The sequence below is a fragment of the Fulvivirga imtechensis AK7 genome (genome assembly GCF_000331535.1).
In the GTDB taxonomy this organism is placed as follows: domain Bacteria; phylum Bacteroidota; class Bacteroidia; order Cytophagales; family Cyclobacteriaceae; genus Fulvivirga; species Fulvivirga imtechensis.
Genome location: NZ_AMZN01000006.1, coordinates 242,363 through 259,097, shown reverse-complemented (window position 1 = coordinate 259,097; position 16,735 = coordinate 242,363). Strand labels below are relative to the sequence as shown.

Annotated in this window: 15 protein-coding genes; 7 read left to right on the top strand and 8 right to left on the bottom strand. The window is 42.3% G+C overall.

All coding sequences use genetic code 11. The features are described 5' to 3' along the window. Nucleotides 1-55 precede the first annotated feature (55 nt). Nucleotides 56-1,303 carry an aminotransferase class I/II-fold pyridoxal phosphate-dependent enzyme gene (locus C900_RS02920; RefSeq protein ID WP_040495409.1) on the bottom strand — a complete coding sequence of 416 codons (1,248 nt, stop codon included), beginning with the start codon at nt 1,301-1,303 and terminating at the stop codon, nt 56-58. Between the two features lie 168 nt (nt 1,304-1,471). Here C900_RS02920 and accC point away from each other — a divergent pair, with 168 nt between their 5' ends. From accC to C900_RS02900, 4 genes are read left to right on the top strand one after another with little or no spacing between them, the layout of a single operon-like run. After that, the gene (gene accC, locus C900_RS02915; protein WP_040495407.1) at nt 1,472-2,971 is read left to right on the top strand and encodes an acetyl-CoA carboxylase biotin carboxylase subunit; all 1,500 of its coding nucleotides are present in this window, start codon (nt 1,472-1,474) and stop codon (nt 2,969-2,971) included. A gap of 8 nt (nt 2,972-2,979) precedes the next feature. Further along, entirely contained in the window at nt 2,980-4,281 is a 1,302-nt protein-coding gene (locus tag C900_RS02910; RefSeq protein ID WP_009578078.1) for a DUF1015 domain-containing protein, read from the top strand. Then, a complete protein-coding gene (locus C900_RS02905) occupies nt 4,244-4,828 on the top strand; it encodes a Maf family nucleotide pyrophosphatase (protein ID WP_009578077.1) in 585 nt (194 codons plus the stop codon). Before C900_RS02910 ends, C900_RS02905 begins: the two co-directional genes overlap by 38 nt. Next, a complete protein-coding gene (locus tag C900_RS02900) occupies nt 4,825-5,748 on the top strand; it encodes a CPBP family intramembrane glutamic endopeptidase (protein WP_009578076.1) in 924 nt (307 codons plus the stop codon). The genes C900_RS02905 and C900_RS02900 overlap by 4 nt, the downstream gene beginning before the upstream one ends. A 313-nt stretch (nt 5,749-6,061) precedes the next feature. On the opposite strand, the gene C900_RS02895 is transcribed toward C900_RS02900, so the two are convergent. From C900_RS02895 to sdaAB, 6 genes are all read right to left on the bottom strand, one after another. Beyond that, nucleotides 6,062-7,045 carry a glycosyltransferase family 4 protein gene (locus C900_RS02895; RefSeq protein ID WP_009578075.1) on the bottom strand — a complete coding sequence of 328 codons (984 nt, stop codon included), beginning with the start codon at nt 7,043-7,045 and terminating at the stop codon, nt 6,062-6,064. Then, nucleotides 7,045-7,872 (bottom strand): glycosyltransferase family 2 protein, encoded by an 828-nt coding sequence (locus C900_RS02890; protein WP_009578074.1) that lies wholly within the window; start codon nt 7,870-7,872, stop codon nt 7,045-7,047. The genes C900_RS02895 and C900_RS02890 overlap by 1 nt, the downstream gene beginning before the upstream one ends. Then, nucleotides 7,869-8,627, bottom strand: coding sequence for a glycosyltransferase family 2 protein (locus tag C900_RS02885; RefSeq protein WP_009578073.1), 759 nt, complete (start codon nt 8,625-8,627; stop codon nt 7,869-7,871). Before C900_RS02885 ends, C900_RS02890 begins: the two co-directional genes overlap by 4 nt. 1,000 nt (nt 8,628-9,627) lie before the next feature. After that, the gene (locus tag C900_RS02875) at nt 9,628-11,037 is read right to left on the bottom strand and encodes an efflux RND transporter periplasmic adaptor subunit (RefSeq protein ID WP_009578069.1); all 1,410 of its coding nucleotides are present in this window, start codon (nt 11,035-11,037) and stop codon (nt 9,628-9,630) included. Nucleotides 11,038-11,041: 4 nt separating this feature from the next. Continuing rightward, the gene (locus C900_RS02870) at nt 11,042-12,499 is read right to left on the bottom strand and encodes a TolC family protein (protein ID WP_040495340.1); all 1,458 of its coding nucleotides are present in this window, start codon (nt 12,497-12,499) and stop codon (nt 11,042-11,044) included. Nucleotides 12,500-12,512: 13 nt separating this feature from the next. Beyond that, entirely contained in the window at nt 12,513-13,190 is a 678-nt protein-coding gene (gene sdaAB / locus C900_RS02865) for an L-serine ammonia-lyase, iron-sulfur-dependent subunit beta (protein WP_009578067.1), read from the bottom strand. Nucleotides 13,191-13,357: 167 nt separating this feature from the next. Between sdaAB and C900_RS02860 the strand changes: the two genes are divergently transcribed. After that, nucleotides 13,358-14,179 carry an aminotransferase class IV gene (locus C900_RS02860; RefSeq protein WP_009578066.1) on the top strand — a complete coding sequence of 274 codons (822 nt, stop codon included), beginning with the start codon at nt 13,358-13,360 and terminating at the stop codon, nt 14,177-14,179. Between the two features lie 70 nt (nt 14,180-14,249). Continuing rightward, entirely contained in the window at nt 14,250-15,185 is a 936-nt protein-coding gene (locus C900_RS02855; protein ID WP_009578065.1) for an SMP-30/gluconolactonase/LRE family protein, read from the top strand. Between the two features lie 4 nt (nt 15,186-15,189). Here the strand turns inward: C900_RS02855 and thyA are convergent, their stop codons facing one another. Continuing rightward, a complete protein-coding gene (gene thyA, locus C900_RS02850; RefSeq protein WP_040495338.1) occupies nt 15,190-15,984 on the bottom strand; it encodes a thymidylate synthase in 795 nt (264 codons plus the stop codon). 451 nt (nt 15,985-16,435) lie between these two features. Between thyA and C900_RS02845 the strand changes: the two genes are divergently transcribed. Then, nucleotides 16,436-16,654 carry a hypothetical protein gene (locus tag C900_RS02845; protein ID WP_009578063.1) on the top strand — a complete coding sequence of 73 codons (219 nt, stop codon included), beginning with the start codon at nt 16,436-16,438 and terminating at the stop codon, nt 16,652-16,654. Nucleotides 16,655-16,735 lie beyond the last annotated feature (81 nt).

Below are 16,735 nucleotides of genomic sequence, written 5' to 3'. Positions count from 1 at the left end.
CAATATAGTCAAATTGTTTATATTTCAACTAAAAACCGACTTTTTTTTGATTTTTTTACTTCGTAATTGCTATAATTTCTTCTCTTCGGTAAACTCCATTGTCAAGTTTGTCCTTTACAGCAGCAAAAGCAGCAATAGTTTCCTCTACATCTTCCAGTGTATGTACGGCTGTCGGGATTAACCTCAACATGATCACATCTTTAGGAACAACAGGATAAATTACCATTGAACAGAATATGTTATAGTTTTCTCTAAGATCCATGGCCATGTTGGCTCCCTCTCCCAGTCCTCCTTTAAATAATACAGGTGTAACCGGTGATTTTGTAGTACCAATATCAAACCCATGTTTCTTCAAACCTGACTGTAAAGCATTTACCACCTTCCAAAGATTTTCTTTAAGTTCCGGCTTAGTCTTTAACAGCTCAAGACGCTTAAGAGCCCCTATAACCAGGGGCATAGGCAACGTTTTAGCAAAGATTTGAGACCTCATGGTATATCTCAGGTACTGAATGATCGAAGTATTACCTCCCACAAATGCACCTATGCTGGCCATCGATTTAGCGAATGTAGAGAAATAAAGGTCGATACCATCCTGTATACCCTGTTCCTCTCCTGTTCCGGCACCGGTTTTTCCCATTGTACCAAAACCATGAGCATCATCTACAAATAACCTGAATTGGTATTTGTCTTTCAAAGCAATGATATCCTTCAGATTACCCATGTTACCGGACATACCGAAAACACCCTCTGTGATCACCAATATACCACCTCCTGTTTCGTCAGTGATCCTTTTCGCTCTCTGAAGCTGCTTTTCAAGGTTTTCAATGTTGTTATGTGGAAATACAAAGCGCTTGCCCATGTGCAACCTTACACCGTCTATAATGCAGGCATGGGATTCGGCATCATATACAATTACATCTTTTCTATCCACTACGGCGTCAATGATAGACAATACACCCTGATAACCGTAGTTAAGGAGCATTACAGCCTCTTTGTCAATAAAGTCTGCAAGTTTCTCTTCCAGCTCTATGTGGTAAACAGAATTACCCGACATCATCCTGGCTCCCATCGGGTAAGCCAGTCCCCAACGCTCAGCGGCTTCTGCATCTACCCTGCGTACATCAGGATGATTGGCAAGCCCCAAATAGTTGTTCAAACTCCAGGTAAGTACTTCTTTCCCGTTAAATTTCATTCTGGGAGCTATATCTCCTTCGAGCTTAGGGAACATGAAGTAATCTTTAGGAAGATGCGAATGTTGACCCAAAGCGCCCTCTTCTACTTTTAATTTATCAAATAGATCCACTACAAAATAAGTTTTATTTATAAAACGTCTTATACTTTCAAAAAACACACAAATCTAACACTATTAATGTTCTTGTCAAACGAGCGGCTTTTATTTTTAACAAGCCTCAATTTCGAAAATAGCAAATATTTAAGTACCATTGTGCTTCACTTTTCAGGCCTGTTTTACATGAAGAAGATAAAAAAAATACTTATTGCCAATCGAGGCGAAATTGCATTAAGGATCATCCGGTCAGCCCGGGAGATGAATATAAAAACAGTCGCTGTATACAGTGAGGCCGACCGGAATGCGCTCCATGTACGGCATGCTGACGAGTCGGTATGTATTGGCCCTCCGGCATCTGCAGAATCATACCTTCGCACGGATAAGATCATCGAAGTCTGCAAAAATCTAGGTGTAGACGCTATCCATCCTGGATATGGTTTTTTGTCTGAAAATGCCGGTTTTGCAAAATTGGTAACCGACAATGGCCTGATCTTTATAGGTCCTTCACCACAAGCTATCGAAACTATGGGAAGCAAACTGGCAGCAAAAGCAGCGGTAGCCAAATATGATGTGCCGTTGGTTCCTGGTACGGAAAAAGCCATTGACGATGTGCAGGAAGCAAAGGATATTGCCAAAGAAATAGGCTATCCCATACTTATTAAGGCCAGCGCCGGTGGTGGTGGTAAGGGTATGCGTATTGTAGAAATGGAAGAGGAGTTTGAAGAACAAATGAAAAGAGCGATCAGCGAGGCTAAATCGGCGTTTGGCGATGGCTCTGTTTTTATTGAAAAGTTCGTTACCTCTCCACGCCATATTGAATTTCAGATCCTGGGTGATCAGTATGGAAATATAGTACACCTGTTTGAGCGGGAGTGTTCCATACAGAGAAGACATCAGAAAGTGATCGAGGAAGCGCCATCAGCAGTGCTTACCCCTGAGGTGAGACAGGCCATGGGAGAAGCTGCCGTGGGTGTTGCAAAGGCCTGTAATTATTATGGCGCCGGTACAGTGGAATTTATTGTGGACAACAATCTCAATTTTTACTTCCTCGAAATGAACACGCGCCTTCAGGTAGAACATCCCGTTACAGAAGAAATTACCGGTCTTGACCTTGTAAAAGAGCAGATAAGAATAGCCGAAGGACATGCTCTCAGATTTAAACAGGAAGAGCTTACCTTCAACGGTCATGCTATCGAACTTCGGGTGTATGCAGAAGACCCAAAAAATAACTTCCTGCCGGATATTGGCACGTTGAATATTTATAAAAGGCCTCAGGGCCCCGGAGTGCGTGTTGACGATGGCTTTGAACAGGGCATGCAGATACCTATCTATTATGATCCGATGATCGCAAAACTAACTGTTTATGCCGAAGACCGTGCTACTGCCATTCAAAGGATGCTTCGGGCTATCGATGAGTATGAGATATCGGGGATAGAAACAACACTTCAGTTTGGCAAATTTGTGCTTAGCCATGAGGCATTTACCAGCGGAAACTTTGATACTAAATTTGTTGATCATCATTTTTCACCTGACAAACTAAAAACAGAAGAAAATGATGATGAGCATGCAGTAGCTGCACTGCTTTCGGCTGTATTATTGGACAACGCAAAACAACACAAAACACAAAACTCTGCTCGATCTAACTCCACCAGCAAGTGGAAAATGAGAGCCAGAAACCTTTAAGAACCCCCATGGCTGAAATAAAACCCCTGAGAGCATGGCGATATAACGGTGAGCTTTCTGCACAAATGGATGAGCTAACCTCTCCTCTTTTTGATGTTGTTTCTAACAAACAGAGAGAAAAGCTATATCAAAATCCCTTTAACAGTATTCACCTTTCTGTTCCTAAAGGGAATAATGGTATTGAAAATGCCGCTACTTTGCTTCAAAAGTGGAAAGATGAAGGGGCTATCCAACAGGACCCTGTCTACGGTATTTATGTATATTATCAATATTTTTCGTTGGCCGGCAGTACTAAGCAATATTGCAGAAAGGGATTTATTTGTAACATCAAAGCATACGACTGGGATGAAAAAGTGATCCTTCGCCATGAAAATACCATTCCGAAAGCAGTCAATGACAGGATTGATCTACTGGAAAAAACACAGCTTAATGTAAGCCCGACTCACGGACTGTACACAGACCCTTCCTTTGAACTGGAGCAGTACATGGACGAAAGCATGAAGTATCCTTTATATGAAACGGAGGATTATCAGGGTGTTAGGGATGTTTTGAGCATTATTCATGATGCCAGTGTGATCAATAGGTTTCTTGAGATGCTGCACGATAAGCAAGTGATATTGGCTGATGGGCATCACCGATATGAAGGATCTTTGCTGTATAGAAAGAGAATGATGGAGAGTAATCCGCAGCACACCGGCCATGAGGGCTATAACTACCATTTGATGTACCTCACAAATACAGAAGCCGATGACCTAAGGATACTACCCACCCACCGGGTGATCAAAGACCTGCCTCACTTCAGTGAGCAAGAGATCATGAAAAAATTCGAAGAAGATTTTATTATTAAACCTGTTGAGGATGCTTTTAACATCAATGAAATTATTCTTGGAAAACAATGGGCATTTGGCCTGCTTTTTAAAGATAGTGCTTATAAAGTGAGGCTTAAACCGGAAAAAATTGATACATTGAAGTGGGATTTTCCGGATAAGATCAAGAGGCTTGACCTGACTGTAATGCACTACTTCATCATTGAAAAAGTATTAAATATTCCTGGCAGAGATCAACGAACATCTGAGAACATTGATTTTGACCGCAGCTTTAGCGATTGTCTGGCAAGGGTAATCAAAAATGAAGCTCAAATGGCCATTATCACTAATGATATTTCGATGGCTGATGTAAAGGAAGTGTGCTACAGCGGCTACACTATGCCTCAAAAGTCAACCTATTTTTACCCCAAAGTGATCTGTGGTTTCCTATTTAGCTCTATAAAAGATGAAGAATTTCAATCGCCCCCTCATTCTTGCTTCTAATTCGCCAAGAAGACAGGAACTGCTGAAAGCGGCCGGTTTTAATTTCAAGGTTAGAACCAGTGAGGTGGATGAGACCTATCCGTCTGATCTTCCACTGCATGATATTGCAAAATATCTGGCCAGGAAAAAAGCTGAAGCATATATTCCTCATCTGAAAAATGAAGTACTGATCACAGCGGATACGATCGTAAAACTGAAGGATGAAATTTTGGAAAAGCCTAAGGATGCTGACGAAGCAACCAAAATGCTCCGGGCGCTGTCAGGAACCGACCATGAAGTGATCACAGGGGTGTGTATTGCCGATAAAAAACTACAAGTAAGCCTTGATGACACTACAAAAGTTTATTTTAAAACGCTCACTAGCAACGAAATTGAATATTACGTCAGTCAATACGAGCCTTTTGATAAGGCCGGAGCTTATGGCATTCAGGAGTGGATTGGAATGATTGGTATCAGGAAAATAGTAGGTTCCTATTTTAATGTTGTTGGCCTGCCCATTGCCAAGGTTTATGAGGTATTAATGAATTTCAACCAACCCAAATCTTGAAAAAAATATTCCGTTACCTGAAAGGCCATCTGCAGGATGATTTTCAGGCTGGCTATTACCTCTCCATTGCGCTCTTCCTGACGATCTGCATCTCAATTAATTATTATTTCGATTTTGAAGATTCAGTTATAGACAGTTACAGCGGGCAAAATATAAGAATATTTTACTATTTCCTGTTTTATGGCTTTGCCTACTATTCAGCAACGCTGATCATGGTTTATTTCAAAAGAGACTACTTCCTGCTGCGTAAGAGGTCATTTTGGATTAAGAGCTTATTTGTTTTGGCGGTTCTGGCCCTGGATGGCGCTTTTCACTATCACGAGACACTGGTAAACAATGAACTCAATTACCAACTTCATTATTGGGCCAAGAAAGTATTAAAGAATCTGATCAACATCTTCACCACGCTTATTCCGCTGGTGCTTTTCTATATGATAGTAGACAAAAGACAAGGGAGCTTTTACGGACTTACTGTAAAAGGGTTTGATTACCGTCCATACTTCGTTATGTTGCTGATCATGGTTCCCCTGATCATAGCAGCCACATTTATTGATAACTTCAGCAACTTCTATCCGATCTACAAACCCAACACTGCCTTTCGCTATCTCGACTGGCCCGAGTGGCTGCCTGCCATTATCTATGAGCTCGCCTATGGCTGGAATTTTCTGACTATTGAATTGGTTTTCCGGGGATTTATGATCCTGGGACTGACCGCCCTGATGGGGCGGAATGTGGTCATTCCCATGGTAGTGACCTATTGCTTTTTGCACTTCGGAAAACCAGCCGGTGAAGCAATAAGCTCTATTTTTGGAGGATATATCCTTGGAGTTATTGCCTATGAAACCCGCAGTATTTTTGGTGGAGTGATCATTCATGTAGGTGTAGCCTGGATGATGGAATTTTTTGCATGGATGAATTAGGTGCTTGTTATTGGTCAGTACTGACCACTGGTTAACTGGTAATTGGTTACTAGTTCCTTGTTGCTGTTTTTGACGCTAATCCATCTCCTTTTGGGAGGAGAAACAGAGGTGGGTAAGAAGTCCGAAAGCCAAAGGTGGAAGAATTCTTCGGATGAGTGTCTCCATAAAGCAAGTCTCATCCGATGAGTGAGCCACTGGTCACTTGTTATTGGGAGCTTTTGGCTGTAAACTGACGAACAGTGAACTGAAAACAGACACAGAGGTGGGTGACGTAACTGAGAACGGTGAACTAAAAATTGAGAACAGCGCCCCTTTACCCAAATGGAAGAAATTTAGGCTCACTGTCCTTTTCAAAATATGGCATAGCAGGATTGAGCTGTTCTCCATTCATCACCCGCTCATACAGCTTCAGAAATGATTCCGTCATTTGCTTTACGGAAAAATATTCCATTACCCGCTCATGGATTTGCCTCGCGTTATACTCAGGACGATCTTTCAAATGTTTGATAAGTTCAGCCTTGTCCGCAGTCAGAAAGCCTGACTCATGATCTACGATCTCCGGGATAGAGCCATAGGGTGTGGCAAATACCGGGCAGCCGAAATACATACTTTCGGTGATAGCAATACCAAAAGGCTCATTCCAGACCACAGGGAACAGCAGGCCGGAAGAAGCATTCATTACTTTGTTCTTACGCTCTCCTCCTATCATACCGTGGAACCTCATTCTGGGGTCGATAGTAAACCTGAAACCCATGTGAAAATTAACGCGTGAGCCGCCAATCACATGTAAGCGCCAGTTGCTTTTTTGTGCTACCTCAATAGCGCCTTTGACATTCTTCACCCGCCAGGCAGCTTTGCCTAAAAAGTGCAGGTAGTTTTTCTTTTTGAAATCTGGCTTGCCATAGTCATCAGGGTCGAGACCATTGTGTACATAACAAACTGCATGATGTCTTTCAGCATGGTTCCTGGAAACGAAAACCGTGTTGATATCGTACTCCTGCTTTTTGGTATTAGATTCCATATGCACCAGGTACGGTTTCTTTAAAGGCTCCATAACGGGTATATATGAATGTATCACATCAATATCTTCCGGGATCTGTTTTTCCAGTGGTTCCTCCGGATCATAGATCTTCACCTCGGCAAATGGACAGTGAGAACCCTCACCAACCAGAAATGTTACCTTATGACCCTGCCTGGTCAACTCTTTACCAAGCCACCAGACAATACGCTGGATACCGCCATACTTTAAAACAGGAATCGGTTTGTCAAAGACAATCAGTACTTTCAATGGATTCATCAGGTGTGTTTCTCAATGCCGTATGGCGTTTTTATGACTTTATGTTTTTTAGTTTCTCTTCTTATTTTCAAGTTTCTCTCTAATGATTCCCGGGTTTTATAGCCTCTTGCATGATCGAGGTGCACGCAAATAGCTCTGTGCCTGATCTGCTTGCCCCTTATTCCGGCATTTTCCAGTCGCTCACCTATTTCCCTGTCAGGACCACCATATTGCATCCTTTCATCATACCCATTGACCATAATAAGATCTGCTTTCCATGCAGAGGTGTTACAATTGTTGAACGAGGCATTGGCAGGGGTAACATAATCCAGGAAATCAGCCCATTTCCCTTTTGCTCCCAGCTTTCTAAGTTGTGATGATCCGTCCAGGCCTCTCTCTTTTAGCCAATTAGGATCGAAGCATCTCTGTGTCTTTATATCTTCACAACTGATCAGGCTGCTGACATTCATTGGCAGCTTACAGTATCCCCCGGAAAGAAAACGGCCTTTTTCAGCAAATCGCACATGAGTTTCGATGAAATCAGCCCTGGGAATACAATCGCCATCAGTAAACAACACGTAATCATATTTTGCAGCCATGATGGCCTTGTTGAGAATGGTTTGCCTCCGGTAGCCCTCATCTTCGTGCCAAAGGTGGTTAATATCCAGGTTTGAATTCTCCTGAAACCTTTTGATAAGCTTTTGGGTATCTTCTTTGGAGCCATCATCAGCAATTATTACCTCGAACTTGCTGTATGTTTGATTTTCATAGCCCCACAGTACCTTTTCCAGCCAGTCAGGCATGTTATAGGTGGCAATAACCACCGACACTTTCAATTCCTGGTTCATCTTCTTTTTTCGTTACGGTTTAATTCCCAAAGGCGTAAATACTTCATAAAGTTCAAATATGCGGTCAGCCCGCTAAAAATAAAACCATAATACCCGTCTAAAAAACCCAGCCTGAGCACATATTTTCTAAAAAACTTATACCAGGGATTGATGAGTACGTGAATGATGAAATATACCTTTTTACCCTTGTTGAACTTTGCATGCGCTGCTATCACCGCAAATTTTTTCACCTGCTCATAATGCTCTTCAAGGTTATGATAGGCATAGTGAAGTATGTCTCCTTTAAGCTTTGTTACTTCTCCTTTAACAATCACTTTATCGTGAGGGTTTGTTCCTCCCCACATCCCCTTCCTGCGGTCCCACAAGCGAAGCTTTTTGTCGGGATACCAGGAATGCCTGAGCCAGGCGCCACAATAGTTGTTTAATCTGTTAAAAACATATCCATCCGCCTGCCAATTATTCTTAGCTGACAGAACAGATTGCTTCATCTGATCAGAAAGCCTTTCATCGGCATCCAAAGAAAGGATGTGGTCGTAGGAGGCCTGCTGCATAGCAAAATTCTTCTGCTCTATGTGCCCTTCGAAAGGATGCTGAACAAACTTCACGCCCTGCCGTACGCATATTTCAGGTGTTTTATCGGTACTGTAAGAATCCACCACAATAATCTCATCAACAACGTCTTGCATAGAAGAAATACAAGCTTCTATATTTCGTTCTTCGTTGTATGTAATGACGACACCTGAAATTTTCACCATTCCATTGCAGTTAAGCTGCAAAAGTAGAAAGAAATAGTCGGAAGACCGAAGTCGGGGTCGGAAGATTTAGTTTATCGATGATCGGGAGTCGGTAAATCTCAGGGTGTAGTTAAAAAATCCAAACCTACCTGTTCCCGGACTAATGTTCCGGGGCTCTTTGGAGATGAGTGATAGAAGAAGTGAAACTTCGTCAAGAGCTATGAAACTCCGAAGAAATGGGATTTTTTATACACCATTTTATGGTTTGAGTTTGCAAGACTATCTCTCAAGAAGTTCTTTTCTGAAGGGTCTTGGCACTTTGGGGCCAGAACTGGTGCGAGGGGTTTTAACGGTTTTTTTTGTTTTGACAATGAAATTAAAGTGCATGGATTTTATGAGGGGTTTCCTCTATTAAAAAATCCAAATTATCTGTCCCCGGACCTGTTCCGGGGCCCTTTGGAGCTGAATGATAGCAGAAGTGAAGCTTCGTCAAGAGCTATGAAACTCCGAAGAAATAGGATTTTTTATACGCCATTTCATTGTTTGGGCTTGCAATACTACCTCTCAAGAAGTTCTTTTCTGAAGGGTCCCGGAACAGGTCCCATAGCCGTTAACTTAAGCATCCCGGGATTCAATATTGGTATCCCGGGGTGAAGCCTCGGGATAGGATTAGATTTTTTATGCGCCATATTCAAGCTTAGGAAGATGTGAAGGCTATTTTTGGCGCATCCATGCTTACTAAGGCAAATGCTTCGAACTCATTCCTGCCATGTGTGCCAAGGAAGCCTGTGTTCCATGGTTGGGCCTTCCTGTGGCACATCAACTTCCTTTTTTACACCCGGGGCTTCACCCCGGGCTACAAAGATTTCGCCCCTCTGGGGCTACATTTACTCTTAAGTTAACGGCTATAGGAACAGGTCCGGGAACTGGTGCGAGGAGGCGTGTGGGGATGAAAAATAAAAACCTCGCCACACTTTTCCGCATGGCGAGGTCCATATTTTCCTCCGGAAACTGTTATGTCCTACTCACTTTGCGCATCTTCCGTTTTCTTCTCAGTCTTGTCTTTTTTCTTGCCCTTAGCTGCAATCAATTCTCCATCTTCCAACCTCTTTGATACTGCCAGGAATGGTCCTGAAACCACTTCTTCGCCTTCTTCTACACCTTCCAGTATCTCGATGTGTTCGTAGTCGCTGATACCGGTTTTCACTAATCTACGTTGTGCTTTTCCCTCTGCTTTCACAAATACCACTTCCCTGATATCCTCTTTGGACTTAGCTTTGGCATCGGTATTTTCGGCAACTTCCTCTCTATTTTCATCCCCACCTTCTCCCGGTGGTCTTTTGCCAAAGGATGCCTTCTTATTGAGGTCTCGCGTTGTAACAGCAGACAATGGAACTGCCAATACGTTATCTTTACGGTTGGTGATAATATCAACACTAGCCGTCATACCAGGACGAAAAGGATACCTTTTGCCTTCTTTCACTAAGTCACTGTACGAAGAATTCAGTATCTGGATCCTCACTTCAAACTCGGTAACAGCATCAGCAGAGGCTTTGTCGTTGGCAGTATTAGCTATGGCAGTCACTACCCCTTTAAACTCTTTGTCCAGGTGAGAATATGCATCAACATCAATAATGGCAGTGTCGCCCAGTGTGACTCTGATGATATCATTTTCATTTACATCCACACGTACTTCCATTTTATTGAGGTCCGCGATACGCATGATCTCTGTTCCCTGAAATTGTTGCGTTCCCAACACAGTCTCCCCTTGTTCTACATTCAGCTTAGAAACTATGCCGGCCATTGGTGCAGTAACTGTTGTTCTTCTCAGATTCTCCTGGGCCTGATCGAGTGATGCCTGACTGCTGCGCACAATATACTTTGCTGCTTCCACAGACTTCTCAGCCGATTTCAGGTCATTTTTTGCTACTGCAAAATTTTGTTGTGCCTGCTCCCACTCTGCTTCGGATATTACTTTTTCTTTATAGAGCTGCTCTTGTCTTTTAAACTCCTGGTTAGCCCTTTGAAATGTTGCCTCTGCTCTGGCCAGAGAAGCTTCGGAAGAAGCTAAATTAGCGCGCTGTTGATTCAGAGCAGCCTCGGCCTGTGCTTTCGAAGCAATAAAATTATCGGGCCTCACCTTCGCCAAAACCTCATTTACCTTTACTGAGTCACCCTCCTCGACATTCAGTTCAATTAACTCTCCCGAAACCTCAGGGCTCAGCTTTACTTCTACAACAGGTTGCACCATTCCTGATGCACTTACTTTTTCAGTTATTGATATTCTTTTGGCAGAGGCTATTTCCACCTCCATTTCTTTTGGGTTTCCTATCCAGCCGGCTGATTTTCCTACTATTAAAAATACTACCAGCACACCAAACGCTCCGATCACCCAGTATAACCATTTATTTGATCTTCTCTTTTTTGCCATTGGTTTAAAAATCTAAAGGTTTTCCTTGATAAAAATCTAATATTTTGAGTTTGAAAATATAATCGTATTTAGCTCTTAGGAGGTCTGATTTTGCCTGAAACAAGTCATTTTCTGCTATCTGATAGTTTGTAAAATTAACGGCACCGATGTCATATCGCTGTTTCATCACCCGAAAAGACTCTTCACGTGCAGCTACCTGTGTCTCTGAGGCATTGTATGATTTAATAGCAGCTATTACATCGAAATAAGCCTGCTCGATCATTCTCCATAATTGGTATTTTGTATCCTTTTCATTGATCTCCGCCTGCTCATAAGATATTTTCGCACGTTGTACACTGGCTCTTGCAGAAAATCCATTAAAAATCGGAATAGAGAGGTTAAGGCTGACAAACTTGCTCAGGTTATCATCAATCTGGTCTCCAAAAGCGTACCCATCCACTATTTGGCCTGATGGTGTCACTCGTGGCTGATTGGATATTACCGGGGTATTACTCCCTTGCACATAGCCAATAACCGGAGTAGGGTCTATAGTTGGCTCACCGCCATCAGGTACAAATCTGGGTTGATCTGCAGCATCTGAATATCGTGTTGTCAAACCTCCCTGCAGCGACAAGGTCGGATACAGATTACCACGGGCGGCCTGCACTCCCACTTCAGCACTTTGCTTGCTCAGTTCAGCACTCTGCACTTCAGGCATGGCATTAAGTGCTATTTTGTATATCTCAATCGCAGATAATTCCATTACAGGTTCCGTCTCAACATCAATTTCAGGCACTACAATATCAATTTCCGTATTGGGAGGTAACTGAAGTATCTGCTTCAACTGAATTTTAGCCATTTTATAGTCATTTTCCCTGTTCACCACATTCAGCTCGTTGGTAGCTTTCTGAGCTTGAAGGTCCAGGAGGTTGGACTTTGGTAATGCTCCAACGTCTACCTGCCTCTTGGTGAGGTCTACCTGCTGATCAGTACTTTTTAACTGAGTACGGGCATTTTCTAATAGTTCCCGTGAAAAAAGAACATTGGTATAAAAAGTGATCACATCAAAGATCACATCATTTTTGGCTTTTAACAGATCTTTTTGGCTCGCCTCATAGGACAGCCTGTTTTGTTTTACCGTATTATGTAGCCTTAGTCCGTTAAAAAGGGTAACATTACTGCTAATATTTCCATTGGCAGAAACAATGCGCTGGTTGTCTACGAATAAGTTGGTAGTAGGGTCAATAGATCTACCCCAGCTATAGCTATATGAACCATTGGCATTGGCATTGGGGATACGAGACCACCTTGCCTGATCGTAGTTAATATTCTGACTTTCCACATTCAATTCGCTGCGCATCACATTCAGGTTATTCTCCAGGGCATAGTCGATGCACTCCTGCAAAGTCCATTCTGTTTTTTCCTGAGCAAATGCCCCTACCGAGCACAGCAGTAAGATTATCAGCGCTCTAATCACTTTCATGTTCATCATAAAATTATAAATCGATATCGGGTATGTAAATGACTTCTTTGATCCAATTCTGATTTCTTAAATATTCCAGGGTGATGGGTTTTAAACCACTATCCATTTCAATCACCTGACAGGCTATATCATGTTTACCCTTACGGGAAACAGACATAGTAGCTATATTACAGTCGTCATGCGAGATGATATTGGCTATGTACGCTATACTACCCTTAACATCGTCAGCCTTTATGATAAGGGTATGCATGCTGGCGGAAAAATTAGCATTAAAGCCATCAATTTCAGCAACATTGATCACCCCCCCACCCTTACTCTCTCCTATTACTTCTATTTTCCTGTCTCCTCTTTCAAGGTTGAGCTTGATCGTGTTTGGGTGATATACTGATGCATTCCCAACGGATTTAAAAGTATACTTTAACCCCTCCTTCTCCGCAAATTCAAATGATTTTCTTATTCTTTCATCATCGGTCTTATAATCCAGCAGACCTGCAATGATGGCCTTATCACTTCCGTGGCCTTCGTAGGTTCTGGCAAATGAATTATAAAAAGTAATGGTCGCTCTTTCCGGTTTTCCCCCTAACACACGAATAGCAGCCCGTGCAATACGCACAACCCCTGCGGTATGCGAACTTGAAGGACCGATCATCACAGGACCGATCATATCAAACACACTGCTTTTTTCTGCCATGGATCATAAATTATTATTGTTTCAATATTAATGATAAATTTACTGCCGCATCAATTGAAAATTATAAATGGTTAATAACCCTTATAAACCTCCATTTTGGGTGATAAAGTATTTCAGCCAATGCTGAGTGGTCAAAGTTCACATCTATTTGGTTTATTTCCACTTCTATGACAGTTTTATTTAATAACCTGCCCACGAAAGATCAAATTGCCTGCGGGATTAATGACCGGGCGATCCAGTTTGGAGACGGTCTTTTTGAGACTATCAAAATTCAGGATCAAATGCCCCGGCTCCTGAGTTATCATATGTCCAGGCTTAGAAGAGGGGCCGAAGCTATAGGGTTGTCGTTGCCGGACTACCTTCATCAAGACCAGCTTTGCGCGGATATACTTCGACTAATGGGCACAAACAACCTAACCGGAAATGCCACTGCAAAGCTTATCGTTTGGAGGAAACCAGAGTATCAAAAGGCCTATTTTGGAGGGGATGCACAGGCAAATACCTTGCTACTGGTCAAAGGATCACCCGACCTTTTGCCATTGAAGGAACATGTGTCGTTTTCTCAGGAGGTGGTCTTACACTATTGGAAGCTCTCCCGATATAAAACGATCAGTGCACTGCCTTTTGTACTGGCCGCCTCGGAGCGCAATCAGAGAGGGCTGGATGAGTTGATATTGCTTAATACCAAAGGATATGTGACAGAATGTGTTTCATCTAATATTTTTTGGGTAAAAGATGACCAGCTTTTTACTCCGTCACTGCAAACGGGTTGCGTAGGTGGTGTCATGCGTAGCTTCTTATTGGATCGGTGCAAAGAAGAAAATATAGCTTATCAGGAGGTAGAGGTTTTGGCGAAAGAAATATTGGCGGCTAATGCCGTTTTCACCAGCAATAGCCAGGGGTTACAAGCTATACAGGGCATTGACAGCGCCTTTTTCCCAGAATCTCAGGAGATCCTGAGCGGCATAAAAGCTGCTCTTCTAAAATAATTGATCTCGAAATTTAACCCACCCTGCCCCTTTACGTTGAAGCTAAGACACTCAAACCCTGACTGAACCCATGAAGGCTCTTTTTATAGCACTCGTTCTACTGATAGCTCATTTTGGATTTGCTCAAAAACCGGTGGAGAAGGTATATGAGATCCCGGAAGTTGATCTCATCCCTGAGGGAATAGCATATGACCCTGCAGGTGATGCCTTTTATATCGGAAGCATCTACAAAAGCAAAATTATAAAGATTGACAATAACGGGCAGATCAGCAATTTTACCGGTGAAAATGAATACGGGCCGTGGGGTTATCTTGGAATGTCAGTAAAGGACGGAATACTATGGACGTGCCGTAGCCCTTTAGACCAAAGCGCTGATAGCACCGGTTTTTCCGGGTTGTTCGGCTACGACCTCAAATCTGGTAAACTGTCAAAGAAATATGTCACTGCGGAAGGCGGGCACCTGTTTAATGACCTGGTTTTCAATAACAACGACATATACATAACCGATACTGACGGTGGTGCTATTTATAAGGTGAATACAGGCAAAGATTCCCTTGAAGTTTTTGTGCCTGCCCGATCGTTGATAGGTCCGAATGGTATCACCGTATCTCCCGATGGGGGAACACTTATAATTTCAACTGTACGTGGGCTTCAAAAGCTTGATCTTAAAACCAGGGAAATAACGCCACTCTCTCACCCGGTATACTATATTATCGGGAATGACGGTCTTTATACCTATAAAAATACACTCATCGGATTCCATAACATCACCAAGCCTGAATCAATCAACCAGTTTGTGCTTAATCAAAATATAGATGCTATTGACTCTGTAAATGTTCTCGCTTGCTGCCACGAAGATTTTTATCTACCTACCACAGGAGTGATAAAAGGCAACTGGTTATATTTCCTTGCCAATACCTATGTGGCCGCACTTAATGACAATAAGGAATTAGAGGATAAGTCTACTCTTAAAAACCCACTGGTATACCGGGTAAGACTAGACTGACCAATTATACTGCAATAGGCGCTTTGATAGATGGGTGTGCTTCATAATTTACGATCTCAAAGTCTTCAAACTTATAATCAAAGATTGAAGCGGGCTTTCTATTGATATGAAGCTGAGGCAAAGCCATCGGTTCACGGCTTAGCTGTGTCTTAGCCTGTGCTATGTGGTTGGAATACAAATGCACGTCACCACCAGTCCATATGAACTCACCCGGCTCCAGGTCGCATTGCTGTGCAAACATGTATACCAGCAATGCATATGAGGCAATATTGAATGGTACACCCAGAAAATAGTCGGCACTTCTTTGATAAAGTTGACATGAAAGTCGGCCATTAGCCACATAAAACTGAAACAATGCATGACATGGCGGTAGCGCCATTTTATCCACTTCCGCAGGATTCCACGCGCTTACAATATGTCTCCTGGAATTAGGGTTGGTTTTTATCTGCTCTACAACCTGCGATATCTGATCTACCTTTCCCCCATCAGGAGTTGGCCAGCTACGCCATTGGTGACCATACACAGGTCCCAGGTCACCGTTTTCATCGGCCCATTCATCCCAGATGGATACACCATTCTCATTTAGGTATTTGATGTTGGTATCGCCACTTAAAAACCAGAGCAGTTCATGAATTATGGACCTGATATGCAATTTTTTCGTTGTCAGCAATGGAAAGCCCTTTGAAAGTTCAAACCTCATCTGACGACCAAAAACACTCATAGTGCCCGTACCGGTTCGATCTCCCTTTTGTGCCCCGTTGTCAATAATGTCTTGCATCAAGTCTAAATACTGCCTCATATCTCTGATCTTATTATAACGCTTAAAATAAGGACTAAGATAAAAATTTTAAGGCATAGGTTTACATGCCAGTTCAACTTTTACTTCTGACAGGCGAGTAATCCGGTTCACAGAAAAAAAAGACCATCCATCAACTTTAAATTAAATGCTATGCCAATAATGACTTGATTACCTATCTGGTAAGTATTTTAACATGTGTTCGATATAAAAGCCTTAAAAATAGGCGGGCATCCTATCCCGAAAGCTTTCAAGTTTTCGGGAGAAGGATCTTCCAAAGTTGTGAATAGCACCCTTATTGGTAAGATTCTTCATTTTGCAGAATGACCTTAAAAAGAGATTTTTTTTGCTGTTTTCTGATATGCATATCTTTAACCGGTTCTCCTGTGTCGAACTCACGTTATTTTAGTTTTATTAAAAATAACACAGGCCTACTTTAGGCTGTTGTATATCTATGGGATTCTTCAAACAATTATTTAGTCCGAAAAGGCAAAGGATCATTGAAACCGTCAGAAACTACTATGATGGCAAAACCACCTCTATTCCCTATTCTGCTGAGGAGATCAGAGAAGCAATAGCCTGGGTAAAAAAATCTAATATTGAAAAAAAAGAGATGCTCATAGAGAAGCTCACGATGGCGGAGCTTATTGTTAAAAAAGCCACCAGTAAATAATTGTCAGTCGGCAGAAGCAGTAGGCAACGTTATGACAAATGACCAAAAAATCAGTCATTCATCCGAAAACTATGCGCCAGT

Excerpts from the sequence above, each read along its gene's own strand:
- C900_RS02855 (WP_009578065.1), top strand. The coding sequence starts at position 14,250 with ATGAAGGCTCTTTTTATAGCACTCGTTCTACTGATAGCTCATTTTGGA.
- C900_RS02905 (WP_009578077.1), top strand. The coding sequence starts at position 4,244 with ATGAAGAATTTCAATCGCCCCCTCATTCTTGCTTCTAATTCGCCAAGA.
- C900_RS02860 (WP_009578066.1), top strand. The coding sequence starts at position 13,358 with ATGACAGTTTTATTTAATAACCTGCCCACGAAAGATCAAATTGCCTGC.
- C900_RS02885 (WP_009578073.1), bottom strand. The coding sequence starts at position 8,627 with ATGGTGAAAATTTCAGGTGTCGTCATTACATACAACGAAGAACGAAAT.
- C900_RS02870 (WP_040495340.1), bottom strand. The coding sequence starts at position 12,499 with ATGAAAGTGATTAGAGCGCTGATAATCTTACTGCTGTGCTCGGTAGGG.
- accC (WP_040495407.1), top strand. The coding sequence starts at position 1,472 with ATGAAGAAGATAAAAAAAATACTTATTGCCAATCGAGGCGAAATTGCA.
- C900_RS02890 (WP_009578074.1), bottom strand. The coding sequence starts at position 7,872 with ATGAACCAGGAATTGAAAGTGTCGGTGGTTATTGCCACCTATAACATG.
- C900_RS02895 (WP_009578075.1), bottom strand. The coding sequence starts at position 7,045 with ATGAATCCATTGAAAGTACTGATTGTCTTTGACAAACCGATTCCTGTT.
- C900_RS02875 (WP_009578069.1), bottom strand. The coding sequence starts at position 11,037 with ATGGCAAAAAAGAGAAGATCAAATAAATGGTTATACTGGGTGATCGGA.
- sdaAB (WP_009578067.1), bottom strand. The coding sequence starts at position 13,190 with ATGGCAGAAAAAAGCAGTGTGTTTGATATGATCGGTCCTGTGATGATC.
- thyA (WP_040495338.1), bottom strand. The coding sequence starts at position 15,984 with ATGAGGCAGTATTTAGACTTGATGCAAGACATTATTGACAACGGGGCA.
- C900_RS02845 (WP_009578063.1), top strand. The coding sequence starts at position 16,436 with ATGGGATTCTTCAAACAATTATTTAGTCCGAAAAGGCAAAGGATCATT.
- C900_RS02910 (WP_009578078.1), top strand. The coding sequence starts at position 2,980 with ATGGCTGAAATAAAACCCCTGAGAGCATGGCGATATAACGGTGAGCTT.